Source organism: Streptomyces sp. NPDC001381, assembly GCF_042895685.1.
Lineage (GTDB): Bacteria > Actinomycetota > Actinomycetes > Streptomycetales > Streptomycetaceae > Streptomyces.
Map to the genome: position 1 here is coordinate 333,142 of NZ_JBIAWO010000001.1, position 21,393 is coordinate 354,534.

Genomic DNA, 21,393 nt, shown 5'->3' on the forward strand with positions numbered 1-21,393 from the left:
GCCCTCGTCGTCGTAGAACCGGCCGTCAGCTCTTCTTGCCCGCCGACTCGGCCTCGTCCTTCACCGTGTCCTTGTCCTTGTCCTTGGCCTCGTCCTCGGCCGCCTCGGTGTCCGAGGGCTCACCCGCCGCCGTGGCCTCGTCCTTCGCCTCGGCCTTGGGCTCGTCCTCGTTCTCTGCCCTGGACTCGGTCTTGGACTCGGTCTTGGACTCGGTCTTGGACTCGTCGTCCGGCTCGCCCGCGCCGTCGGCCTCGCTCCCACCGCCGGAGGCGTCCGCTCCGGGCTCGACGATCTCCTCCCGGCCCGGCCGCTTCTTCGCCGACACCACGATGTACGTCACCGCGAGCAGACCCACGACGATCGCGGTCCAGACGTTGAGCCGGATGCCCAGGATGTGGTGGGCGTCGTCGATGCGCATGTACTCGATCCACCCGCGCCCCGCGCAGTACGCGGCGACATACAGCGCGAACGCCCGGCCGTGACCCAGCTTGAAGCGGCGGTCCGCCCAGATGACGAGGAGGGCGACGCCGACGCACCACAGCGATTCGTACAGGAACGTCGGGTGGTAGTAGCCCGGCACCCGGCCGTCCGCCGAGGACGTGATGTGCAGGGCCCAGGGCACGTCGGTCGGCTTCCCGTACAGCTCCTGGTTGAACCAGTTGCCCCAGCGGCCGATCGCCTGCGCGAGGGCGATGCCCGGCGCGATGGCGTCGGCGTACGCCGGCAGCGGGATGCCGCGGCGGCGGCAGCCGATCCACGCGCCGACCGCGCCGAGGGAGATCGCGCCCCAGATCCCGAGGCCGCCCTCCCAGACCTTGAAGGCGTCCACCCAGTCGCGGCCCTCGGTGAAGTACAGCTCGTAGTCCGTGATCACGTGGTACAGCCGGCCGCCGACCAGTCCGAACGGCACCGCCCAGACCGCGATGTCGGCCACCGTGCCGGCGCGCCCGCCCCGGGCGAGCCAGCGCTTGTTGCCGAGCCAGACCGCGACGAAGACGCCGATGATGATGCAGAACGCGTAGCCGCGCAGCGGGACGGGGCCGAGGTACAGCACTCCGCGCGACGGGCTGGGAATGTAGGCAAGTTCCATGGCAGGTCCGACGCTACCCTGCCGCGGCGGGCCCACGGCAGGCAGCCCGGCTACGGCTCCATAACGGGCCGGTGAGAAACCCTCACCCCTGGTTGGCGTCCTCCACCATCTGCTTGAGCTTCGCCGGGGTCATCGTCTGGTCCTGGTAGATGTTCTTGCCGTTGAACAGCACGGTGGGCGTGCCGCTGAAGCCGCCGTTCTGGAAGGCCTCGTGGGACTTCGCCACCCAGCTGTCGTGCGTGCCCTTCTCGACACAGGCGCGGAACGCCGGCGTGTCGAGGCCCTCGACCTTGCCCGCCAGCTCGATGAGCTTGCTGTTCTTGCTGTACGCGTCGTCCGTCTCGGTCGGCTGGTTCTCGTACAGCACGTCGTGGTACGCGGTGAACTTTCCGGCGTCCTGGGCGCAGGCCGCCGCGTTGGCCGCCTTGCGGGAGCCGCTGCCGCCCATGTTGCCGTCGATGAGGGTGGCCAGGTGGTACTCGACCTTGAGCCGGCCGGCGTCCGTCAGCTCATGGATCGTCGGTCTGTACGCCGTCTCGAAGGCCTTGCAGGCCGGGCAGCGGAAGTCCTCCCACACGGTGAGCGTGGACCTGGCGCTCTCCTTGCCCGCCGGGATCGCCAGGGCGTCCTTGCCCTGGGCCCCCGAAGGCGCCACGACCGGGCCGGACTTGGCGCTGTCCTCGTCCTTGCCGGAGTTCGCGGCGAGGACGCCGATCACCGCGGCCAGGCCCAGCACGCAGACGACGCTCGCGCCGACGATCAGTGTGCGCCGCCGCCGCTCGGCGGCCTTCTGCTTCTCGCGCTCCACCGCCAGTCGCTCCCGGGCGGTGCGCTTTCCCTCACGATTCTTCTCGCTCACACCCCCAGAACGAACCGGGGAGGCGCAATGCGCCTCCCCGGTCCCAGGTCCACCCCTTCGAGTGAGACAGCGGGTGGTGTCACGCCGTGCGGCGCACGCCCGCCGCCAGCTCGCCCGCCAGTTTCCGGACCGCCTCGACGCCGGCCGCGTGGTCCGGGGCGTCCAGCATCCGCTTGACGAACGCGGAGCCGACGATCACACCGTCGGCGAAGCCGGCCACCTCGGCGGCCTGCCCGGCGTCGGAGACCCCGAGGCCGACGCAGACCGGCAGTCCGGTGCCGGTGGCCCGGGTCCGTTCGACCAGGTTCTGGGCCTGCGTGCCGACCGACTCACGGGTGCCGGTGACCCCCATCAGCGAGGCGGCGTAGACGAACCCGCTGCCCGCCGCGGTGATCTGCGCGAGCCGCTCGTCCTTGCTGCTGGGCGCCACGACGAAGACCGTCGCCAGGCCGTGCTTCTCGGCGTGCTCCCTCCACAGCTGCGACTCCTGCACCGGCAGGTCGGGCAGGATGCAGCCCGCGCCGCCGGCCGCGGCCAGTTCGGCGGTGAACCGCTCGACGCCGTAGCGGTCGACGGGGTTCCAGTAGGTCATCACGAGCACCGGCTTCCCGGTGGCCTCGAACGCCTCGCGGACCGTGCGCATGACGTCCGCGATCCGCACCCCGCCGCGCAGGGCGATGTCGTCGGCGGTCTGGATGACCGGCCCGTCGAGCACGGGGTCGCTGTGCGGCAGACCGACCTCGACGACGTCCGCGCCGCCGTCGAAGACGGCCCTGATCGCCTCGATGCCGCCGTCCACGGTCGGGAACCCGGCCGGGAGGTAGGCGATGAGCGCGGAGCGGCCCTCGGCCCTGGCGGCGGCGAGGGTGTCGGACAGCAGCTGAATGTTCCCGCTCACTTGGCGTCCCCCTCGATCTCGGCGGTGTCGGCCGCGTTGGCGGCGACCTCGGCGTCGGTGTCGTACAGCCCGAAGTAGCGGGCGGCCGTGTCCATGTCCTTGTCGCCGCGGCCGGACAGGTTGACGACGATCAGCCCGTCCTCGCCCAGCTCCCTGCCGACCTCCAGGGCACCGGCGAGGGCGTGCGCCGACTCGATGGCCGGGATGATGCCCTCGGTGCGCGACAGCAGCCGCAGCGCCTGCATGGCCGCGTCGTCGGTGACCGCGCGGTACTCAGCGCGGCCGCTGTCCTTGAGGTAGGAGTGCTCGGGGCCGATGCCCGGGTAGTCCAGGCCCGCCGAGATGGAGTACGGCTCGGTGATCTGGCCCTCGTCGTCCTGGAGGACGTAGGACCGCGAGCCGTGCAGGATGCCGGGCTCGCCGGCGGTGAGGGTGGCCGCGTGCTCCCCGGTCTCCACGCCGTGTCCGGCCGGCTCGCAGCCGATCAGACGGACGGAGGCGTCCGGGATGAAGGCGTGGAAGAGGCCGATGGCGTTGGAGCCGCCGCCGACGCAGGCGACGGCGGCGTCCGGCAGGCGCCCGGTGCGCTCCAGGAGCTGGCGGCGGGCCTCGACGCCGATGACCCGGTGGAAGTCGCGGACCATGGCCGGGAAGGGGTGCGGTCCCGCGACCGTGCCGAAGAGGTAGTGGGTGTGGTCGACGTTGGCGACCCAGTCGCGGAACGCCTCGTTGATGGCGTCCTTCAGGGTGCGGCTGCCGGACTTCACCGCGACGACCTCGGCGCCCAGCATGCGCATCCGGGCCACGTTCAGGGCCTGGCGCCGGGTGTCGATCTCGCCCATGTAGATCGTGCATTCGAGCCCGAACAGGGCGCAGGCGGTGGCCGTCGCCACGCCGTGCTGGCCGGCGCCGGTCTCCGCGATCACGCGGGTCTTGCCCATGCGCTTGGTGAGCAGCGCCTGGCCGAGCACGTTGTTGATCTTGTGGGAGCCGGTGTGGTTGAGATCCTCGCGCTTGAGGAACACACGGGCGCCACCGGCGTGTTCGGCGAACCGCGGCACCTCGGTGAGGGAGCTGGGGCGGCCGGTGTAGTGGACGAGCAGGTCGTCGAGCTCCCGGGCGAACTCGGGGTCGTGCTTGGCCTTGTCGTACTCGACGGCGACCTCGTCCACGGCGGCCACCAGGGCCTCGGGGATGAACTTGCCTCCGAACGCGCCGAAGTAGCCCTCGGCGGAGGGGACCCGACCCTCCGGGTCGGGGATGAAGAACTCGCTGGGCATGCGGAAACCTCACGGTGAGTTGGGAATTACCTGATCGCCGTGGGGGCGGGGCTCGTCCGACGGTGAAGGACCGTCCGTGGCTCGTGTCGCGCAGTTCCCCGCGCCCCTAAAGGGCGCGCTGCCATCGACGGCCGTTCACCTGTCCCGGTTCGTCTCCGATGACGTACCTGACCCTGCGCCCGTGCACCCTGCGGGCGGGCGCGCGGCAGCCACGGGGGCGGCAGCCGCGCGCGAGGCGGGCGTACCGGTCCGTGGTGGTGGCGGGGGTCGTCGGAGTCATCGGGGCCAGCCTAGCGAAAGATCAGCCCCGGCCGTGCCGCAGTGCGGGGTGCTCGCCCGCCGCGACGAGGTCGGCCACCGCCGTCTTGGGGTCGCGGCCGGTCACCAGGGACTCGCCGACCAGGACCGCGTCGGCGCCGGCGTTGGCGTAGGCGATGAGGTCGTGGGGGCCGCGGACGCCGGACTCGGCGACCTTGACGATGCGGTCCGGGATCTCGGGGGCGACCCGCTCGAAGGTGGAGCGGTCGACCTCCAGCGTCTTCAGGTTGCGCGCGTTGACACCGATGATCTTGGCACCCGCGTCCACCGCCCGCTCGACCTCCTCCTCGTCGTGCACCTCGACGAGCGGGGTGAGGCCGATGGAGACGGCGCGCTCGATCAGCGACTCCAGGGCCGGCTGGTCGAGGGCGGCCACGATCAGCAGCGCGAGGTCGGCGCCGTACGCGCGGGCCTCCCACAGCTGGTACGACGTGACGATGAAGTCCTTGCGCAGCACGGGGATGTCCACGCGCGCGCGGACCGCCTCGAGGTCGGCGAGCGAGCCGCCGAAGCGCCGCTGTTCGGTGAGGACGGAGATGACGGCGGCGCCGCCCGCCTCGTAGTCGGCGGCCAGGCCCGCGGGGTCGGCGATGGCGGCCAGCGCGCCCTTGGACGGGCTGGAGCGCTTGACCTCGCAGATCACCTTGACACCGTCGCCCCGGAGTGCGGCGACCCCGTCCTTGGCGGCGGGAGCCTTCGCCGCGCGCTCCTTGAGCTCGTCGAGGCTGACGCGCGCCTGCCGCTCCGCGAGGTCGGCACGGACTCCGTCGATGATCTCGTCGAGCACACTCACGCGAGCGGCCCCCTTCCGGATGGCTGAGAGACGACTGACAGTTCCAGCGACCACGACCGGTGGAAAAGCGATGGTCACTGCGATGGTATCCGGAGGAGGCCGAAGGCCTCACATCCGGTTGAGGGCGGTCCCACTACCTGGACATTCGACTGTTGATCAAGGGTGCAGCCAGCCACCGGAGGGCAGGTTCCGGACAACGGTGAAGACCAGCACCAACGCGCCCAGGGACCACATCCGCAGGGGGCCGAGGCCGATCCGCAGGGAGCGTCCGCGGGCCGCGCGGACCACCCAGACGGTCCACACGACGGCGAAGGCCAGATAGGCGACGACGGCCAGCGCGTTGTCGTGCAGGGCGGTCGTGAGGTCGCCGTGGACGAAGGCGTGCGCGCTGCGCAGGCCACCGCAGCCGGGGCAGTACAGGCCCGTGAGGCGCAGCAGGGGGCAGACCGGGTAGTGGCCGGGCTCGTTGGGGTCGACGGCCCCGACGTAGGCGAAGGCTCCGGCGACGGCGGCGAGGATCCCGGCGGGCACGGCCAGTCGTCCCACGGCTGTCGGCGTCGTCGTCCGGCTGTCGGCGTTCACGCCTCGCATTCTGCCCGGCGCGGGCCGTACACGCGCGTGAGGGGCGGCCGGGTGCTCCCGGCCGCCCCTCACGCGAGGTCCGGCAGGCTCAGCCCTCGACGCTCGCGGGCTCGGCCGTCGCCTTCGGCGCGACCTTGTGCGCGGGGCGGGCCTCCTTCGGCTGGCCCAGGCCCGCGGCGCGCATGAGGGCGCCGACCACACCGCCGAGGGCCACGATCACCATGCCGGCCCAGAAGCCGACCGGCTGGGCCATCACCATGAACGCGCCCGCGACGCAGAAACCGATGAAGGCGATGGTGACACCGGTCCAGGCGGCCGGGGTGTGTCCGTGGCTGCTGCCCGCCATGACTTGCTCCTCATTACTGTCTGTGGGTCCGTCCGAGCCGGAGGCTCGCGGTCCATTGTCCCGTACGCGGACGCGTCCGGGACGCTGGGGTGGCTTCCTGCGACGTCTGATTCGCCACACCGGGAACCGGACGCGGATCCCGGTCAGGCCGGGTCGGCGCCCGTGGGGTCCTCGCCGCGGTCCAGGGCCTTCCAGATCTCCTCGGGCCGGTCGGGGTCGACGGGCCTGGCGTTGCGCCGGCGGGGGGCGCCGCCGCGCTCGTAGCGGCCGGACATCGCGGGCCACCGGCGGCCGTAGCGCAGGGCCAGCAGACCCGCCAGGAGGATCAGGACACCACCGACGGCCGCGACGTAGGGCCAGGCGGTGTGGGTGAAGGAGGCGACGGTGGCGGAGGTGTCGCCGGAGGCCTTCGCGGCCTGCTCGTCGAGCGCGGAGTCGTCGGAGGCGCCCATCAGGGCCGCGACGACGATGCCGGCGCCGGAGAGCGCGAGGAGGGCGGAGACCGCGAGGCGGCCGGCCCTGCGGACGGCGAAGACGGCGACGAGCGCGGCGAGGCCCACTATGGCGAGCGCCGCGGGCACGCCCGTGACGTCGCTGCCCTTGGCGGTGAGGGGGAAGGCGCCGCCGGCCACCGTCGCCGTGCCCTGCGACCAGCGCTGCCGGGTGGCCAGCAGGGCCACGGCCGCGCCCAGCGCGCCGGACAGCAGGGCGAGCGCGAGGCTCAGGCGGCCGGCCCGGGCGGAGGCGGCGGATGCGGAACGGGGGTGAGGTACGGCAGTCACGGAGTCCACTATCGCCTGAACCCCGGGCGAACCGTCACCCGGGGCTCAGTGATTCGCGCCCCACTGCCGCGGGGAACGGGCTACCCGCGCAGCCGGTTCGCGGTGTGGACCGCGCGGAGCACCGCCGCCGCCTTGTTGCGGCACTCCTGGTCCTCGGCGACCGGGTCGGAGTCGGCGACGATGCCCGCGCCGGCCTGGACGTAGGCGGTGCCGTCGCGCAGCAGGGCGGTGCGGATGGCGATGGCGGTGTCGGAGTCGCCCGCGAAGTCCAGGTAGCCCACACAGCCGCCGTACAGGCCGCGCCGGGACGGCTCCAGCTCGTCGATGATCTGCATGGCGCGGGGCTTGGGGGCGCCGGAGAGGGTGCCCGCGGGGAAGCAGGCGGTGAGCACGTCGAAGGCGGTGCGGCCCCGGGCGACCTTGCCGGTGACCGTCGAGACGATGTGCATGACGTGCGAGTACCGCTCGACGGACATGAAGTCGACGACCTCGACCGAGCCGGGTTCGCACACCCGCCCGAGGTCGTTGCGGCCCAGGTCGACGAGCATGAGGTGCTCGGCACGCTCCTTGGGGTCGGCGAGCAGTTCGTCGGCGAGGGCCTGGTCCTCCTGCGGGGTGGCGCCGCGGTGCCGGGTGCCGGCGATGGGGTGGACCATGGCCCGTCCGTCCTCGACCTTCACCAGGGCCTCGGGGGACGAGCCCACGACGTCGAATCCGTCGAAGCGGAACAGGTACATGTACGGGGAGGGGTTCGTCGCCCGCAGGACCCGGTAGACGTCCAGCGCGCTCGCCGTGCACGGCGTCTCGAAGCGCTGCGAGGGGACGACCTGGAAGGCCTCGCCCGCGCGGATGCGCTCCTTGATGTCCTCGACCGCCTCCTGGAAGTCGGGGCCGCCCCACCGGGCGGTGTACTCGGGCAGCTCGGAGGGCGGCAGGACCGCCGGGGGCTGGGCGACCGGGCGGGAGAGGTCGGCCTCCATGGCGTCCAGCCGGGCCACCGCGTCCGCGTACGCGTCGTCGACGCCGGTGTCGAGGTCGTTGTGGTTGATCGCGTTGGCGATCAGCAGGACGGAGCCCTCCCAGTGGTCCATGACGGCGAGGTCGCTGGTGAGGAGCATGGTCAGCTCGGGCAGCCGCAGGTCGTCGCGCTCGCCGGGGCCGATCTTCTCCAGGCGGCGCACGATGTCGTAGCCGAGGTAGCCGACCATGCCGCCGGTGAACGGCGGCAGGTCCTCCTGGTGGGGGGTGTGCAGGGCCTCGATGGTGGCGCGCAGGGCGGCCAGCGGGTCGCCGTCGACGGGGACGCCGACGGGCGGGACGCCGAGCCAGTGCGCCTGGCCGTCGCGCGCGGTGAGGGTGGCCGCGGAGCGTACGCCCACGAACGAGTAGCGGGACCAGGACCGGCCGTTCTCCGCGGACTCCAGGAGGAAGGTGCCGGGGCGCTCGGCGGCGAGCTTGCGGTAGAGCCCGACCGGGGTGTCGCCGTCGGCGAGGAGCTTGCGGGTGACCGGGATGACCCGCCGGTCGGTGGCCAGCTTGCGGAACGTCTCGAGGTCCATGGCGGCTGACCTTACTGATCCGAGGCGGCGGCGCCGGAATCGGCGCCGTCCTTGAGCAGGACGTCGGCGTCGAAGCAGGTGCGGGCGCCGGTGTGGCAGGCGGCGCCGACCTGGTCGACCTTGACCAGCAGGGTGTCGGCGTCGCAGTCGAGGGCGACGGACCTGACCCACTGGAAGTGACCGGAGGTGTCCCCCTTGACCCAGTACTCCCGGCGGCTGCGCGACCAGTAGGTGCAGCGGCCGGTGGTGAGCGTGCGGTGCAGCGCCTCGTCGTCCATCCAGCCGAGCATGAGCACCTCTCCGGTGTCGTACTGCTGGGCGATGGCGGGGACGAGCCCGTCGGCGCTGCGCTTGAGGCGCGCGGCGATCTCGGGGTCCAGGCGGCTGGGCGAGGGCGTGCTGGTCATGGGTGCCATTGTGCCGCGCGCGACGGACGGTGACGGCCCGCCGTCCACTGGGCGGACCTGTTACGTAGTCGTAGGCTGACTGCATGTCGACCTTCGCCAAGCGTGAACGACTCCTTTTCGCCGACCTCTTGGAGACCGCCGGTCCGGGCGCCCCGACCCTCTGCGAGGGCTGGGAGACACAGGACCTGGCCGCGCACGTGGTGGTGCGCGAGCGCCGCCCGGACGCCGCCGGCGGCATCCTCATCAAGCAACTGGCCCCCCGCCTGGACAGGGTGATGGCGGAGTTCGCCGCGAAGCCGTACGACGAGCTGATCACGCTGATCCGCACCGGCCCGCCGAGGTTCTCTCCCTTCCAGCTGAAGCAGCTCGACGAGGCGTCCAACACGATCGAGTTCTATGTGCACACCGAGGACGTCCGGCGGGCCCAGCCCGACTGGACGCCCCGGGAGCTCGACTCCGTCTTCCAGGACGCGCTGTGGTCCCGTCTGGAGCGCACCGCGCGCCTGATGGGCCGCGGTTCCCCGACCGGCCTGGTGCTGCGCCGCGCGGACGGCCGTACGGTGGTCGCCCAGCGCGGCACCCCGGTCGTGACGGTCACCGGAGAGCCGTCGGAACTGCTGCTGTTCCTGTACGGGCGTCAGAGCGCCGCCAAGGTGGAGCTGGACGGCGACAAGGAAGCGATCGAGCGGCTGCACAGCGGCAAGCAGCTCGGAATCTGATCCGCCGACCGGGAGGCGCCGCCGTGATCAAGGTCGCCATGACCAGCGTGTACGTCGACGACGTCGCCGAGGCCCACACGTTCTACACGGAGGTGCTGGGCTTCGAGACCCGTCTCCACATGGACCTGGGCGGCGGCACCCTGTTCGTCACGGTCGGCGCGCGCGAGGGCGCCCAGCCGGACCTCCAGCTGCTGCTGGAGCCGGGACAGGGCCCCATCGCCGAGCCCTACCGCACGGCGGTGAAGGAGGCGGGGCTGCCGTGCATCGTCTTCTCCGTCGACGACATCGAGGCGGAGTACGAGCGGCTGCGCGCCCTCGGCGTCCGCTTCACCCAGCCCCCGCAGGAGCAGGGCCCGGTCGTGACGGCCGTGCTCGACGACACGGTGGGCAACCTGGTGCAACTCGCTCAGCCGAAGGAGTGAGCCTCGCGCTGACCACGAAGACCGGGCCGGTGCCCCAGGCTCCGACCGAGGCGGCGGCACTCGGCATGTACGCGAGGGCACCGACGCCAAGCGCACCCGCAAGGAACGACCGGCCGGCGACCCGCCCGGCCCCTCCCGGCTTCGACCCCGGCCGCCGTCGGGCAGCCGGGGCTCAGAAGGCGGCGCGGGGTCAGCGCACCGGGTGGCCTGCCTCGCGCAGGGCCTGCTTCACTTCGCCGATGCGCAGGTCGCCGAAGTGGAACACCGACGCGGCCAGCACCGCGTCCGCGCCCGCCTCGACGGCCGGCGGGAAGTCGGCGAGCTTTCCGGCGCCGCCGGAGGCGATGACGGGGACCGTCACGTGCTTGCGGACGGCGGCGATCATCTCCAGGTCGTAGCCGTCCTTGGTGCCGTCGGCGTCCATCGAGTTCAGCAGGATCTCGCCGGCGCCCAGCTCGGCCGCCCGGTGCGCCCACTCGATCGCGTCGATGCCGGTGCCCTTGCGGCCGCCGTGCGTCGTCACCTCGAAGGACCCCGACCCGGTGCGCCGCGCGTCCACCGACAGCACCAGCACCTGGCTGCCGAACCGCTCGGCGATCTCCTTGATCAGCTCCGGGCGGGCGATGGCCGCCGTGTTGACGCCCACCTTGTCGGCGCCCGCCCGCAGCAGCTTGTCCACGTCCTCGGGGGTACGCACCCCGCCGCCGACGGTCAGCGGGATGAACACCTGCTCGGCGGTGCGGCGCACCACGTCGTAGGTGGTCTCGCGGTTGCCCGACGAGGCGGTGATGTCCAGGAACGTCAGCTCGTCGGCGCCCTCGGCGTCGTACACCTTGGCCATCTCGACCGGGTCGCCCGCGTCGCGCAGGTTCTGGAAGTTGACGCCCTTGACGACCCGGCCGTTGTCCACGTCCAGGCAGGGGATGACTCGGACCGCCAGGGTCATGAGTTCACGGCTCCTCTGAATGCCTCTAGTTCCACTTCGACCAGGATGCGCGGGTCGACGAAACCCTCCACCACCAGCAGGGTGGACACCGGACGCACCGCGTCGAAGAACTCCTTGTGGGCCCGGCCCGCGTCGTCGACGTCCCGCTGATGCGTCAGGTACATCCGGGTACGGATCACGGACTCCACGCCGAGTCCGAACGCGCCGAGCGCCTCGACCGCGCTGGTGAAGGCCACCTTGGCCTGCTCGTAGGGGTCGCCCTCCCCGTAGAGCACGCTGCCCTTGAAGGACGTGGTGCCCGCCACCAGCACACGGTCTCCCGCCATGACGGCCCGTGCGAAACCGAAACTCTCTTCCCAGGGACTTCCGCTCTGCACCCGCCGCACGGCTTCGGACGTCATGACGACACAGCCTCCAGGGCCTCTTCCAGGGTGAACGCCTTCGCGTACAGCGCCTTCCCGACGATGGCGCCCTCGACACCGAGGGGCACCAGCCCGGCGAGGGCCCGCAGGTCGTCCAGGGAGGACACGCCACCGGACGCCACCACCGGGCGGTCCGTCGCCGCGCACACGTTCTTCAGCAGCTCCAGGTTGGGCCCCTGCAGGGTGCCGTCCTTGGCGATGTCGGTGACGACGTACCGGGCGCAGCCCTCCTTGTCGAGCCGCTCCAGCGTCTCGTAGAGGTCGCCTCCGTCGCGGGTCCAGCCCCGGCCGCGCAGGGTGGTGCCCCGTACGTCCAGGCCGACGGCGATCTTGTCGCCGTGCTCGGCGATGACCCCGGCGACCCACTCCGGGGTCTCCAGCGCGGCGGTGCCGAGGTTGACGCGGGTGCAACCGGTGGCGAGGGCGGCCGCGAGGGTGGCGTCGTCGCGGATGCCGCCGGACAGCTCCACCTTGATGTCCATCGCCTGCGTGACCTCACGGACCAGCTCCCGGTTGTCGCCGGTGCCGAAGGCGGCGTCCAGATCCACCAGGTGCAGCCACTCGGCGCCCGACCGCTGCCAGGCGAGGGCGGCCTCGAGCGGGGAGCCGTACGAGGTCTCCGTGCCGGACTCGCCGTGCACGAGGCGGACGGCCTGGCCGTCGCGGACGTCGACGGCGGGGAGGAGTTCGAGCTTGCTCACAGGGTTCCGATCCAGTTGGTGAGGAGCTGGGCTCCGGCGTCGCCGGACTTCTCGGGGTGGAACTGCGTGGCCCACAGGGCGCCGTTCTCCACGGCGGCCACGAACGGCTTGCCGTGCGTCGACCAGGTCACCCTCGGCGCGTGCATGGCCTGGTTGTACGTCTCCAGGGACCAGTCGTGGACCGCGTAGGAGTGCACGAAGTAGAAGCGGGCGTCCGCGTCCAGGCCGGCGAACAGCTCGGAGTCGGCGGGGGCGTCCACGGTGTTCCAGCCCATGTGGGGCACGATCTCGGCCTGGAGCGGCTCGACCGCGCCGGGCCACTCGTCGAGGCCCTCGGTCTCGACGCCGTGCTCGATGCCGCGCGCGAACAGGATCTGCATGCCGACGCAGATGCCCATCACGGGACGGCCGCCGGAGAGCCGGCGGTCGATGATCCAGTCGCCGCGCGCCTCCCGCAGGCCCTGCATGCAGGCGGCGAACGCGCCGACGCCCGGGACCAGCAGCCCGTCGGCGTTCATGGCCCGGTCGAAGTCACGCGTGATCTCGACGTCGGCCCCGGCGCGCGCGAGGGCACGCTCGGCGGAACGGACGTTGCCGAAGCCGTAGTCGAAGACGACGACCTTCTTGCTCACCGCGCTCAACTCCACACCTCCAGCCTCATGACACCCGCGACGAGGCACATGCCGGCGCCGATCGACAGCAGCACGACCAGGCTCCGGGGCATGTCCTGCTTGACGAAGGAGTAGATGCCGCCGGCCAGGAAGAGACCGACGACGATCAGAAGGGTCGACAGACCGTTCATGGTGTTACAGCGCACCCTTCGTGGAGGGGAGGATGCCGGCCGCGCGCGGGTCGCGCTCGGAGGCATAGCGCAGGGCCCGGGCCAGCGCCTTGAACTGGCACTCCACGATGTGGTGCGCGTTACGCCCGTAGGGCACGTGCACGTGCAGCGCGATCTGGGCCTGGGCGACGAAGGACTCCAGGATGTGCCGGGTCATCGTCGTGTCGTACTCGCCGATCATCGGCGCCATGTTCTCGGGCTCGGTGTGCACGAGGTAGGGGCGGCCGGACAGGTCGACGGTGACCTGGGCGAGGGACTCGTCCAGCGGCACCGTGCAGTTGCCGAAGCGGTAGATGCCCACCTTGTCGCCGAGGGCCTGCTTGAAGGCGGCGCCGAGGGCGAGGGCGGTGTCCTCGATGGTGTGGTGCGAGTCGATGTGCAGATCGCCGTCGGTCTTCACGGTCAGGTCGAACAGACCGTGCCGGCCGAGCTGGTCGAGCATGTGGTCGTAGAAGCCGACACCGGTCGACACGTCGACCTTGCCGGTGCCGTCGAGGTTGATCTCGACGAGGACCGAGGTCTCCTTCGTCGTCCGCTCTATACGTCCTACGCGGCTCATGCGCTCTGCTCCTTCTTCAACTCACGGACCGCGTCGAGGAACGCGTCGTTCTCTTCCGGGGTTCCGGCGGTCACCCGCAGCCAGCCCGGCACGCCGTTGTCCCGGACCAGGACGCCCCGGTCGAGGATCTGCTGCCAGACCTCGTGGGCGTCGGCGAACCGGCCGAACTGCACGAAGTTGGCGTCGGACGCCGTGACCTCGTAGCCGATCGCGAGCAGTTCGGTCACGAGCCGGTCGCGCTCCGACTTCAGCTGCTCGACGTACTTCAGCAGCGTGCCGGTGTGCTCCAGGGCGGCCAGCGCGGTCGCCTGGGTGACAGCCGAGAGGTGGTACGGCAGCCGGACCAGCTGTACGGCGTCCACCACGGCCGGGTGCGCGGCGAGGTAGCCGAGGCGCAGTCCGGCGGCGCCGAAGGCCTTCGACATCGTCCGCGAGACGACGAGATGCGGCCGCCCTTCGAGCAGCGGCAGCAGCGAGTCGCCGTGGCTGAACTCGACGTAGGCCTCGTCGATCACCACCATCGACGGCTTGGCGGCCTGCGCGGCCTCGTACAGCGCGAGGACCGTCTCGGCGGGCACGGCGGTGCCGGTGGGGTTGTTGGGGGTGGTGATGAAGACGACGTCCGGTCGGTGCGCGGCGATGGCCTTCTCGGCCGCCGCCACGTCGATGGTGAAGTCCTCGTTGCGCGGGCCGGAGATCCATCCGGTGCCCGTGCCGCGCGCGATGAGTCCGTGCATCGAGTACGACGGCTCGAAGCCGATCGCCGTACGCCCCGGGCCGCCGAAGGTCTGCAGCAGCTGCTGGATGACCTCGTTGGAGCCGTTGGCGGCCCACACGTTGGCCGGGCCGACCTCGTACCCGCAGGTGTCGGTCAGGTACGCGGCCAGCCGGGTGCGCAGCTCCACGGCGTCCCGGTCCGGGTAGCGGTTGAGGTCGCGGGCCGCCTCGCGCACCCGCTCCGCGATCCGCTCGACCAGGGCCTCGGGCAGCGGGTAGGGGTTCTCGTTGGTGTTCAGCCGTACGGGGACGTCCAACTGGGGAGCGCCGTAAGGGGACTTGCCGCGCAGCTCGTCCCGTACGGGAAGATCGTCGATTCCGGGGTTCACTTGCTCGTCGGTACCTTCCACCCGAACCTTGCCTTGATCGCCGCGCCGTGCGCGGGCAGGTCCTCCGCCTCCGCCAGCGTCACCACGTGGTGCGCGACCTCGGCCAGCGCGTCCTTCGTGTAGTCGACGATGTGGATGCCGCGCAGGAAGGACTGGACGGACAGGCCCGAGGAGTGGCAGGCGCAGCCGCCGGTGGGCAGCACGTGGTTGGACCCGGCCGCGTAGTCGCCGAGCGAGACCGGCGCCCAGGGGCCGATGAAGATCGCGCCCGCGTTCTTCACCCGGTCGGCCACCGCGGCGGCGTCGGCCGTCTGGATCTCCAGGTGCTCCGCGCCGTAGGCGTCGACCACCCGCAGGCCCTCCTCGATGCCGTCGACGAGCACGATCGCGGACTGCCGGCCCTCGAGGGCCGGGACGATCCGGTCGTGGATGTGCTTCGTGGCGGCGATCTGCGGTTCCAGCTCCTTCTCGACCGCGTCGGCGAGTTCGACGGAGTCGGTGACCAGGACGGCGGCGGCCAGCGGGTCGTGCTCGGCCTGGCTGATCAGGTCGGAGGCGACGTGCACCGGGTCGGCCGTGCTGTCGGCGAGGACCGCGATCTCGGTCGGGCCGGCCTCGGCGTCGATGCCGATCTTGCCGGTGAAGTAGCGCTTGGCGGCGGCGACCCAGATGTTGCCGGGGCCGGTGACCATGTTGGCGGGGGCGCAGGACTCGGTGCCGTACGCGAACATCGCGACGGCGGTGGCGCCGCCCGCCGCGTACACCTCGTCGACGCCGAGCAGGGCGCACGCGGCGAGGATCGTCGGGTGCGGCAGGCCGTCGAACTCGGCCTGCGCGGGCGAGGCGAGGGCGACGGACTCGACGCCGGCCTCCTGGGCCGGGACGACGTTCATGACCACGGAGGACGGGTAGACCGACCGGCCGCCCGGCGCGTACAGCCCGACCCGTTCGACCGGCACCCACTTCTCGGTCACCGAGCCGCCCGGCACGACCTGGGTCGTGTGCGTCGTACGCCGCTGCTCGCGGTGGACGAGACGGGCCCGCCGGATGGACTCCTCCAGGGCCGCGCGCACGGCCGGGTCGAGCCGCTCCAGGGCGTCGGCGAGGGCCTGCGCGGGGACGCGGACGGATTCCAGCCGTACTCCGTCGAACTTCTCGGCGAAGTCGATCAGCGCCGCGTCGCCCCGATGATGCACGGCCTCGCAGATCGGACGCACCTTCTCCAGGGCGGCCTGAACGTCGAAGTCGGCTCGGGGCAGCAGGTCACGCAGGGCGGGGCCCTCGGGAAGGGCGTCGCCGCGCAGATCGATTCGAGAGATCACAGCCCAATTCTCTCAGACCGGCATCCGGCACCGTCCGCGCGTATCAGTGGCTGATACAGAACGTGGCCGGAACCCGGAAGATCACCTTCACGTCTTGCTTCCGTAGGGTCACACAGGGGCATCAACGGCTCGGTGGAGCCGGTGAGCGAGGGAAACGGGGAAAGGGGGCGGGCAGATGGTGACCGAAGGGGACGGAATCGGCACGGGGGACATCCCCGACGACCTGACCGCCGCCGAGGCCGGCATGTGGCAGGCCTTCCGCAACGGCACCGTGTACGACCTGAGCAGCGGGGACTCGGTAGTCGACGACCCGCACGGCGGTCATCCGTGGGGCGCGGCGCGGACCGTGCGGGCCCGGATCGTCGCCTGGCTCCTCCTCGACGGGCCGCCCGCGCTGGCCGGCCGGGTGTCCTCCCTCAAGCTGGTCGGCGTGCAGATCAACGGCAGCCTGGACCTGGCGGGCGGCACCGTGGTGCCGTACGTGGAGCTTCGGCGCTGCCGGTTCGAGCGGGACGTCCTGCTGCCGGAGGCGCGGTTCGCGACCCTCCGGATGGTGGACTGCTCGGTGCCGCGGCTGGAGGCGGCCCGGCTGCACACCGAGGGCGATCTGCATCTCCCCCGCTGCCGCTTCCACAACGGCGTCCGGCTCACCGACGCGCAGATCGGCACGGACCTGCTGCTCAACCAGGCGATCGTCTACCGCGACCGCACCGGCCGCTCGGTCTCCGCCGACGGACTGAGCGTCGGCCAGGACCTCCAGGCGGAGCTGCTGGAGTCGCACGGCGAGCTGAGGCTGCGCAGCGCCCAGATCGGCGTGTCGCTGAGCCTGCGCGGGGCCCGGCTGACCAACCCGTACACCCGGTTCGCGCTCAACGCGCCCCAGCTGACCGTGGAGCGCTCCCTGTACCTGACGCCCGCCGGGGTGGGCGGCCAGGCGCTGAGCGGGACGACGCCCGCGCGCGGGACGCGGGTCCAGCGGTTCGAGTGCCGGGGCGGGGTGCGCCTGGACGACGGACGGTTCGGGGACGCCGTGGACCTGGAGCAGGCGCGCTTCTCCTTCACGGAGGAGCAGGAACTGTCGCTGCGCCGGGTCCAGACGCCCGAGCTGCGGTTCCTCGGGGAGCGGCCGCAGCGCGGGAAGGTGGTGCTGTCCGGCGCCCGGGTGATCAACCTGGTGGACCGGGCGAGCGCCTGGCCGGGCCCCGGCAATCTGCACATGGGCGGTTTCGCGTACGAGAATCTGGTGCCGCAGGGCCCGTTCCCGCTGGCCGCGCGGCTGGAGTGGGTGGCCGCCGCGACCGCGGAGTACGCCCCGGAGCCGTACGAGCGGCTGGCGACGGTACTGCGGGCGGGCGGCGAGGACGAGGACGCCCGCGAGGTGCTGCTCGCCAAGCAGCGCCGCCGCCGGGAGACGCTGCCGCCCGCCGCGAAGCTCTGGGGCTATGTGCAGGACCTGACGGTCGCCTACGGGTACCGGCCCGGCCGGGCGGCGGTGTGGATGGCGGTGCTGTGGGCGGCGAGCTCCCTGGCCTTCGCGAACGCCCCGCATCCCCCCGTGGACCGCGACGGGCACCCGCCCTGGAACCCGGCCCTGTTCACCCTCGACCTGCTGCTGCCGGTGATCGACCTGGGCCAGGTCGGCCAGTGGCAGCTCACCGGCGGCTGGCAGTGGCTGTCGACGGCGCTGATCCTGCTCGGCTGGATCCTGGCGACGACGGTGGCGGCGGGGGCGACGCGGCTGCTGCGGCGGGGGTGACGCCACTGCTGCGGCCGGGGTCGGCGCGGCTGCTGCGGCCGGGGTCGGCGCGGCTGCTGCGACAGAGTGAACAGGTCTCACCTTTTTACGTTTCCTTGACCTGGCGGCGTACAACTTTCCCGAGGTTGCCCGCTCCCTCTGGCGCAACCCGACCTGCGCCTTTTCAATGGGCCGCACGATGGCTCTGCTGCCCCCCTTCATCCGTGCCTCCCGGATCTCCCGGTCGGCCCGGACCGCCGCCCCCCACCACCCCGGCGCCGGGCTCCCCGCCGACGACGAGGTGCTTCTCGACGTGCCCGACGACCGGCTCGGCCCCGCGCTGGTCGCGGCGGGCCGGGGTGCCCACGCCCCGGCGGCCGAACTGCTGTCCCGCACCCGGGAGCGGGCCGAGTGGGAGTACCGCGACCGGTACGTGACCCGGCTCGCCTCCTTCGCCCGCTCGCGCGACGAGTGGTTCGAGGAGTGGCGCGCGGCCGCTCCGCGCGACCCGGACGTGCTGCTGCTCTCCGCCCAGCTCGCGGTGGAACGCGCCTGGCGCTCACCGGCCCGGGCGGAACTGCTGCGCGAGGTGAGCCCGCTGATCACCGCGGCCGCGCAGGCCGACCACCGTGACCCCGTGCCGTGGCGCATCGCCCTGGACCACGCGCGCGGCACCCGGGCCGGGCACAAGTACTTCGGCGAGCTGTGGACGGCAGCCGTGCGCCGCGCTCCGCACCACTACGGCTGCCATGTGGCCGCCAAGCGCTACCTCGCCGAGTCCTGGCACGGCTCGCACCGCGAGTGCTTCGACTTCGCCGACCGGGCGGCACAGGACGCCCCTGCGGGCTCACTGGTCCAGGCTCTCCCCGTCCGGGCGGCCTTCGCCTACCTCACCGACGGCTGCGGCCCGGACGTCCCGCGCGAACGGCTGGACGCGGCGGCCGACCGTGCCATCGCCCTCTCCGCGCGCTTCCCGTCCCTGGACCCCTGGCCGGCCGAGATCCGCAACCTGCTGACGTACGTCCTCGTCCGCCTCGGCCGGCGCGACGACGCCCTCGTCCAGCTGCGCCTGATCGGCCCGTACGCCACGTCCTTCCCCTGGGACCGGCTGTCCGACGACCCGCTCGGTCACTTCCTCGCGGTGCGCGAGGACGTGCGCGCGGGGAGGCCCGTGACGGGCCCGGGGCATCCACGGAATGGTCACGGCGACCGAGCGCACCCGGACGACCACTAGGCTTCTGCGCCGTGACCACCGTCCGTCTGCCGCTCTTCCCCCTGAACACGGTGCTGTTCCCGGGGCTCGTGCTTCCGCTGAACGTCTTCGAGGAGCGCTATCGCGCCATGATGCGCGATCTGCTCAAGACCCCCGAGGACGAACCGCGCCGTTTCGCCGTCGTCTCCATCCGCGACGGCCACGAGGTCGCGCCCAGCGCCCCGGGCCTGCCCGACCAGACGGCGCTGCCCGAGCGCGGCCCGGCGGCCGGCTTCGGCGAGGACCCCCTCAAGGCGTTCCACGGCACCGGCTGCGTCGCCGACGCGGCCACGATCCGCGAACGCGCGGACGGGACCTTCGAGGTCCTGGCCACCGGAACGACCCGGGTGCGCCTCCTCTCCGTGGACGCCTCGGGCCCCTTCCTCACGGCGGAGCTGGAGGAACTCCCGGAAGAGCCGGGCGACGGGGCGGGAGCGCTGGCGGAGGGCGTCCTGCGGGCCTTCCGCCAGTACCAGAAGCGCCTCGCGGGCGCCCGGGAACGCTCCCTGGCGACGGGCGCGGACCTGCCCGACGACCCGTCCGTGGTCTCGTACCTGGTGGCGGCGGCGATGATGCTGGACACCCCGGCCAAGCAGCGCCTCCTGCAGGCCCCCGACACGGCCTCCCGTCTCCGGGACGAGCTGAAGCTCCTGCGCTCGGAGACCGCGATCATCCGCAGCCTGCCCTCGCTGCCCGCGTCGGAGCTGACGCACGGGCCGACGAGTCTCAACTGACGTCCCGACCTGAAGGCGCCCACGAAGCATGGCGAAGAAGCCGAAGAAGCAGCAGCAGTCCGGCGGCACCCCCGCCACGGTGGCCCTGGCCTCGGCCGGCGTGGACTTCACGGTCCACTCCTACGACCACGACCCGAGCCACCCCTCCTACGGCGAGGAGGCCGCCGAGGCGATGGGCGTCTCGCCCGACCGGGTCTTCAAGACCCTGGTCGCGGACGTGGACGGCACCCTCACCGTGGCCGTCGTCCCGGTCGCGGGCACCCTGGACCTCAAGGCCCTCGCCTCGGCGGTGGGCGGCAAGCGAGCGGCCATGGCCGACCCCACCCTGGCCGAGCGCACCACGGGCTACGTCCGCGGCGGCATCTCCCCCCTCGGCCAGCGCAGGAAACTCCCCACGGTCCTCGACGACTCGGCCACGGCCCACGCCACGATCTGCGTCTCGGCGGGCCGCCGGGGCCTGGAGGTGGAGCTCTCCCCCACCGCCCTGGCCGAACTGACCGAGGCGGTCCTGGCCCCGATCGGCCGGGGCTGAGTCCGCCGGGCGGCCCGCGGCACACCGCGGACGCCCGCCGGCGCACCCGTCACACGTCACACCGGGCGGGCGAAGACGAGACCCTGTCCAAGCGGGGCGGGCGGCGCCCGCCGCCAGCGTGTCGCGAAGGGGGCGTCGTCCGCCCGAAGAGCGGGGCCGACGGCGTCCGGCGGGTACGACGGCACGGCGGAGGGTCGCCCGCGGGTGCGTCGGGACGACCCCCGCAACGCGGCGAGCGTGCGTGCCAGGCGTCGCCGGGCGGACGGAACTCCCGCAACACGCCCTGGGCGAACGGCGCCCCGTAGGAATCCTTGGGCACCGGCCCCTGCGGCGCATGCCCGGGGCCCCCGCCGCCACCGGACCGAACTCCCACCACACCTCAGGCGAACGGCGCCCCGAAGGAATCCCTGGGCACCGGCCCCTGCGGCGCATGCCCGGGGCCCCCGCCGCCACCGGACCGAACTCCCGCCACACCTCAGGCGAACGGCGCCCCGAAGGAATCCTTGGGCACCGGCCCCTGCGGCGCGTGCTCGGGGTCCCGGGGGCCGAACAGCGCCGTGAGCCCCAGATGGACCAGCAGCGCGGCCAGCGACCAGGCCAGCAACGCCCCCTTGGCCCCGAGCTTCAGCGGCGCCGAGAAGGTCACCCCCTTGCCCGCGGCCCTGGCCTGCGCGATCACGTCCGAGCCGGGCCCGAGCCACACCCCGAGCCGCCACCCCAGCACCGACCCCAGCAGCCCGCCGACCATCAGCGCCACCACCAGCGGCACACCGCCGCGCCGCCGCCAGGCGAACACCGCCCCCGCGCTCACGGCCCCGAACGCCAGCGCCAGCAGGGTGAACGTCCCGTCCACCCCGATCGCCTGCTCCCCCTCGGTGTCCTTGAGGTAGACGACCCACTGCCCGCTCACCACGTCACCGACCAGCGGCACCGACGGCGCGAGCCACTTCCACAGCAACCCGAGCAGCGCCCCGGCCAGCGTCACGACCACCGTGACCACGGCGGCTTCCCGCAACTCGGTCTTCATGCCAGGCCCGTCCTGTCCGTACGCGGCGTCGTGCGGCGCGGCGGCCGCCACCCCCGCGTACCCGCCCGGCGAGGGCGGCCAGGCGCCCTGCGGAGACGGTTCGTGCGGCGGCGGAGGCGGAGTCAGCGGTGCGGTCACCCTGACATCGTGCCAGGCGCGCC

At 72.5% G+C, this 21,393-nt stretch carries 26 protein-coding genes; 6 read left to right on the forward strand and 20 right to left on the reverse strand.

Going from position 1 to position 21,393, the window contains the following annotated elements; translation table 11 throughout:
- Window positions 1-25 precede the first annotated feature (25 nt).
- The 11 genes from lgt to hisI form a co-directional block, all read right to left on the reverse strand.
- A complete protein-coding gene (gene lgt, locus ACFY2L_RS01515; RefSeq protein WP_390821235.1) occupies window positions 26-1,090 on the reverse strand; it encodes a prolipoprotein diacylglyceryl transferase in 1,065 nt (354 codons plus the stop codon).
- A gap of 82 nt (window positions 1,091-1,172) precedes the next feature.
- On the reverse strand, window positions 1,173-1,949 hold the full coding sequence (locus tag ACFY2L_RS01520; RefSeq protein WP_390821236.1) for a DsbA family protein: 777 nt from the start codon (window positions 1,947-1,949) through the stop codon (window positions 1,173-1,175).
- A gap of 79 nt (window positions 1,950-2,028) precedes the next feature.
- The gene (gene trpA, locus ACFY2L_RS01525) at window positions 2,029-2,847 is read right to left on the reverse strand and encodes a tryptophan synthase subunit alpha (protein WP_390655890.1); all 819 of its coding nucleotides are present in this window, start codon (window positions 2,845-2,847) and stop codon (window positions 2,029-2,031) included.
- Entirely contained in the window at window positions 2,844-4,127 is a 1,284-nt protein-coding gene (gene trpB, locus ACFY2L_RS01530; RefSeq protein ID WP_390655889.1) for a tryptophan synthase subunit beta, read from the reverse strand. The genes trpA and trpB overlap by 4 nt, the downstream gene beginning before the upstream one ends.
- A 106-nt stretch (window positions 4,128-4,233) precedes the next feature.
- A complete protein-coding gene (gene trpM / locus ACFY2L_RS01535) occupies window positions 4,234-4,407 on the reverse strand; it encodes a tryptophan biosynthesis modulator TrpM (RefSeq protein WP_390655888.1) in 174 nt (57 codons plus the stop codon).
- Window positions 4,408-4,428: 21 nt separating this feature from the next.
- Window positions 4,429-5,238: an indole-3-glycerol phosphate synthase TrpC gene (gene trpC / locus ACFY2L_RS01540; protein WP_390655887.1), complete on the reverse strand. Its 810-nt coding sequence runs from the start codon at window positions 5,236-5,238 to the stop codon at window positions 4,429-4,431.
- A gap of 156 nt (window positions 5,239-5,394) precedes the next feature.
- Window positions 5,395-5,829 carry a DUF2752 domain-containing protein gene (locus tag ACFY2L_RS01545; protein ID WP_390821237.1) on the reverse strand — a complete coding sequence of 145 codons (435 nt, stop codon included), beginning with the start codon at window positions 5,827-5,829 and terminating at the stop codon, window positions 5,395-5,397.
- A 79-nt stretch (window positions 5,830-5,908) separates the two neighbouring features.
- The gene (locus ACFY2L_RS01550; RefSeq protein WP_390655885.1) at window positions 5,909-6,166 is read right to left on the reverse strand and encodes an HGxxPAAW family protein; all 258 of its coding nucleotides are present in this window, start codon (window positions 6,164-6,166) and stop codon (window positions 5,909-5,911) included.
- A 143-nt stretch (window positions 6,167-6,309) separates the two neighbouring features.
- Window positions 6,310-6,957, reverse strand: a complete 648-nt coding sequence (locus ACFY2L_RS01555) for a TIGR02234 family membrane protein (protein ID WP_390655884.1) — start codon at window positions 6,955-6,957, stop codon at window positions 6,310-6,312.
- A 71-nt stretch (window positions 6,958-7,028) separates the two neighbouring features.
- Complete coding sequence (locus ACFY2L_RS01560) at window positions 7,029-8,507, reverse strand: anthranilate synthase component I (protein ID WP_390655883.1); 1,479 nt, start codon at window positions 8,505-8,507, stop codon at window positions 7,029-7,031.
- 11 nt (window positions 8,508-8,518) lie between these two features.
- A complete protein-coding gene (hisI, locus tag ACFY2L_RS01565; RefSeq protein WP_390655882.1) occupies window positions 8,519-8,914 on the reverse strand; it encodes a phosphoribosyl-AMP cyclohydrolase in 396 nt (131 codons plus the stop codon).
- Between the two features lie 83 nt (window positions 8,915-8,997).
- Between hisI and ACFY2L_RS01570 the strand changes: the two genes are divergently transcribed.
- Window positions 8,998-9,633 carry a TIGR03085 family metal-binding protein gene (locus tag ACFY2L_RS01570; RefSeq protein ID WP_390655881.1) on the forward strand — a complete coding sequence of 212 codons (636 nt, stop codon included), beginning with the start codon at window positions 8,998-9,000 and terminating at the stop codon, window positions 9,631-9,633.
- A gap of 23 nt (window positions 9,634-9,656) precedes the next feature.
- Complete coding sequence (locus ACFY2L_RS01575) at window positions 9,657-10,055, forward strand: VOC family protein (protein WP_390655880.1); 399 nt, start codon at window positions 9,657-9,659, stop codon at window positions 10,053-10,055.
- 190 nt (window positions 10,056-10,245) lie between these two features.
- Here the strand turns inward: ACFY2L_RS01575 and hisF are convergent, their stop codons facing one another.
- The 8 genes from hisF to hisD are packed head-to-tail and all read right to left on the reverse strand — an operon-like array spanning window position 10,246 to window position 15,952.
- A complete protein-coding gene (gene hisF, locus ACFY2L_RS01580) occupies window positions 10,246-11,001 on the reverse strand; it encodes an imidazole glycerol phosphate synthase subunit HisF (RefSeq protein ID WP_390655879.1) in 756 nt (251 codons plus the stop codon).
- The gene (locus ACFY2L_RS01585; RefSeq protein WP_390655878.1) at window positions 10,998-11,402 is read right to left on the reverse strand and encodes a RidA family protein; all 405 of its coding nucleotides are present in this window, start codon (window positions 11,400-11,402) and stop codon (window positions 10,998-11,000) included. The genes hisF and ACFY2L_RS01585 overlap by 4 nt, the downstream gene beginning before the upstream one ends.
- A complete protein-coding gene (priA, locus tag ACFY2L_RS01590; protein WP_390655877.1) occupies window positions 11,399-12,124 on the reverse strand; it encodes a bifunctional 1-(5-phosphoribosyl)-5-((5-phosphoribosylamino)methylideneamino)imidazole-4-carboxamide isomerase/phosphoribosylanthranilate isomerase PriA in 726 nt (241 codons plus the stop codon). The genes ACFY2L_RS01585 and priA overlap by 4 nt, the downstream gene beginning before the upstream one ends.
- Window positions 12,121-12,765, reverse strand: a complete 645-nt coding sequence (hisH, locus tag ACFY2L_RS01595) for an imidazole glycerol phosphate synthase subunit HisH (protein ID WP_390655876.1) — start codon at window positions 12,763-12,765, stop codon at window positions 12,121-12,123. Before hisH ends, priA begins: the two co-directional genes overlap by 4 nt.
- Window positions 12,762-12,926, reverse strand: a complete 165-nt coding sequence (locus ACFY2L_RS01600) for a hypothetical protein (protein ID WP_390655875.1) — start codon at window positions 12,924-12,926, stop codon at window positions 12,762-12,764. The genes hisH and ACFY2L_RS01600 overlap by 4 nt, the downstream gene beginning before the upstream one ends.
- A gap of 4 nt (window positions 12,927-12,930) precedes the next feature.
- A complete protein-coding gene (hisB, locus tag ACFY2L_RS01605; protein ID WP_133910108.1) occupies window positions 12,931-13,524 on the reverse strand; it encodes an imidazoleglycerol-phosphate dehydratase HisB in 594 nt (197 codons plus the stop codon).
- On the reverse strand, window positions 13,521-14,630 hold the full coding sequence (locus ACFY2L_RS01610; RefSeq protein WP_390655874.1) for a histidinol-phosphate transaminase: 1,110 nt from the start codon (window positions 14,628-14,630) through the stop codon (window positions 13,521-13,523). The genes hisB and ACFY2L_RS01610 overlap by 4 nt, the downstream gene beginning before the upstream one ends.
- Window positions 14,627-15,952 (reverse strand): histidinol dehydrogenase, encoded by a 1,326-nt coding sequence (hisD, locus tag ACFY2L_RS01615; RefSeq protein ID WP_390655873.1) that lies wholly within the window; start codon window positions 15,950-15,952, stop codon window positions 14,627-14,629. The genes ACFY2L_RS01610 and hisD overlap by 4 nt, the downstream gene beginning before the upstream one ends.
- 178 nt (window positions 15,953-16,130) lie before the next feature.
- On the opposite strand from hisD, the gene ACFY2L_RS01620 reads away from it, so the two are divergent.
- From ACFY2L_RS01620 to ybaK, 4 genes are all read left to right on the forward strand, one after another.
- Window positions 16,131-17,708: an oxidoreductase gene (locus tag ACFY2L_RS01620; RefSeq protein WP_390656198.1), complete on the forward strand. Its 1,578-nt coding sequence runs from the start codon at window positions 16,131-16,133 to the stop codon at window positions 17,706-17,708.
- Window positions 17,709-17,874: 166 nt separating this feature from the next.
- Window positions 17,875-18,921 (forward strand): hypothetical protein, encoded by a 1,047-nt coding sequence (locus ACFY2L_RS01625; protein ID WP_390655872.1) that lies wholly within the window; start codon window positions 17,875-17,877, stop codon window positions 18,919-18,921.
- 11 nt (window positions 18,922-18,932) lie between these two features.
- On the forward strand, window positions 18,933-19,673 hold the full coding sequence (locus tag ACFY2L_RS01630) for an LON peptidase substrate-binding domain-containing protein (RefSeq protein ID WP_390655871.1): 741 nt from the start codon (window positions 18,933-18,935) through the stop codon (window positions 19,671-19,673).
- 28 nt (window positions 19,674-19,701) lie between these two features.
- Window positions 19,702-20,205, forward strand: coding sequence for a Cys-tRNA(Pro) deacylase (ybaK, locus tag ACFY2L_RS01635; protein ID WP_390655870.1), 504 nt, complete (start codon window positions 19,702-19,704; stop codon window positions 20,203-20,205).
- A 475-nt stretch (window positions 20,206-20,680) separates the two neighbouring features.
- Here the strand turns inward: ybaK and ACFY2L_RS01640 are convergent, their stop codons facing one another.
- Window positions 20,681-21,370, reverse strand: a complete 690-nt coding sequence (locus ACFY2L_RS01640) for a hypothetical protein (protein WP_390655869.1) — start codon at window positions 21,368-21,370, stop codon at window positions 20,681-20,683.
- Window positions 21,371-21,393 lie beyond the last annotated feature (23 nt).

Bases quoted from the DNA above. Each gene is read 5' to 3' on its own strand.
- ACFY2L_RS01625 (WP_390655872.1), top strand. From the start codon at position 17,875: ATGGGCCGCACGATGGCTCTGCTGCCCCCCTTCATCCGTGCCTCCCGG.
- ACFY2L_RS01570 (WP_390655881.1), top strand. From the start codon at position 8,998: ATGTCGACCTTCGCCAAGCGTGAACGACTCCTTTTCGCCGACCTCTTG.
- hisF (WP_390655879.1), bottom strand. From the start codon at position 11,001: ATGACCCTGGCGGTCCGAGTCATCCCCTGCCTGGACGTGGACAACGGC.
- hisB (WP_133910108.1), bottom strand. From the start codon at position 13,524: ATGAGCCGCGTAGGACGTATAGAGCGGACGACGAAGGAGACCTCGGTC.
- ACFY2L_RS01550 (WP_390655885.1), bottom strand. From the start codon at position 6,166: ATGGCGGGCAGCAGCCACGGACACACCCCGGCCGCCTGGACCGGTGTC.
- ACFY2L_RS01585 (WP_390655878.1), bottom strand. From the start codon at position 11,402: ATGACGTCCGAAGCCGTGCGGCGGGTGCAGAGCGGAAGTCCCTGGGAA.
- ybaK (WP_390655870.1), top strand. From the start codon at position 19,702: ATGGCGAAGAAGCCGAAGAAGCAGCAGCAGTCCGGCGGCACCCCCGCC.
- trpM (WP_390655888.1), bottom strand. From the start codon at position 4,407: ATGACTCCGACGACCCCCGCCACCACCACGGACCGGTACGCCCGCCTC.
- trpB (WP_390655889.1), bottom strand. From the start codon at position 4,127: ATGCCCAGCGAGTTCTTCATCCCCGACCCGGAGGGTCGGGTCCCCTCC.
- ACFY2L_RS01545 (WP_390821237.1), bottom strand. From the start codon at position 5,829: ATGCGAGGCGTGAACGCCGACAGCCGGACGACGACGCCGACAGCCGTG.
- ACFY2L_RS01600 (WP_390655875.1), bottom strand. From the start codon at position 12,926: ATGAACGGTCTGTCGACCCTTCTGATCGTCGTCGGTCTCTTCCTGGCC.
- lgt (WP_390821235.1), bottom strand. From the start codon at position 1,090: ATGGAACTTGCCTACATTCCCAGCCCGTCGCGCGGAGTGCTGTACCTC.
- ACFY2L_RS01560 (WP_390655883.1), bottom strand. From the start codon at position 8,507: ATGGACCTCGAGACGTTCCGCAAGCTGGCCACCGACCGGCGGGTCATC.
- hisI (WP_390655882.1), bottom strand. From the start codon at position 8,914: ATGACCAGCACGCCCTCGCCCAGCCGCCTGGACCCCGAGATCGCCGCG.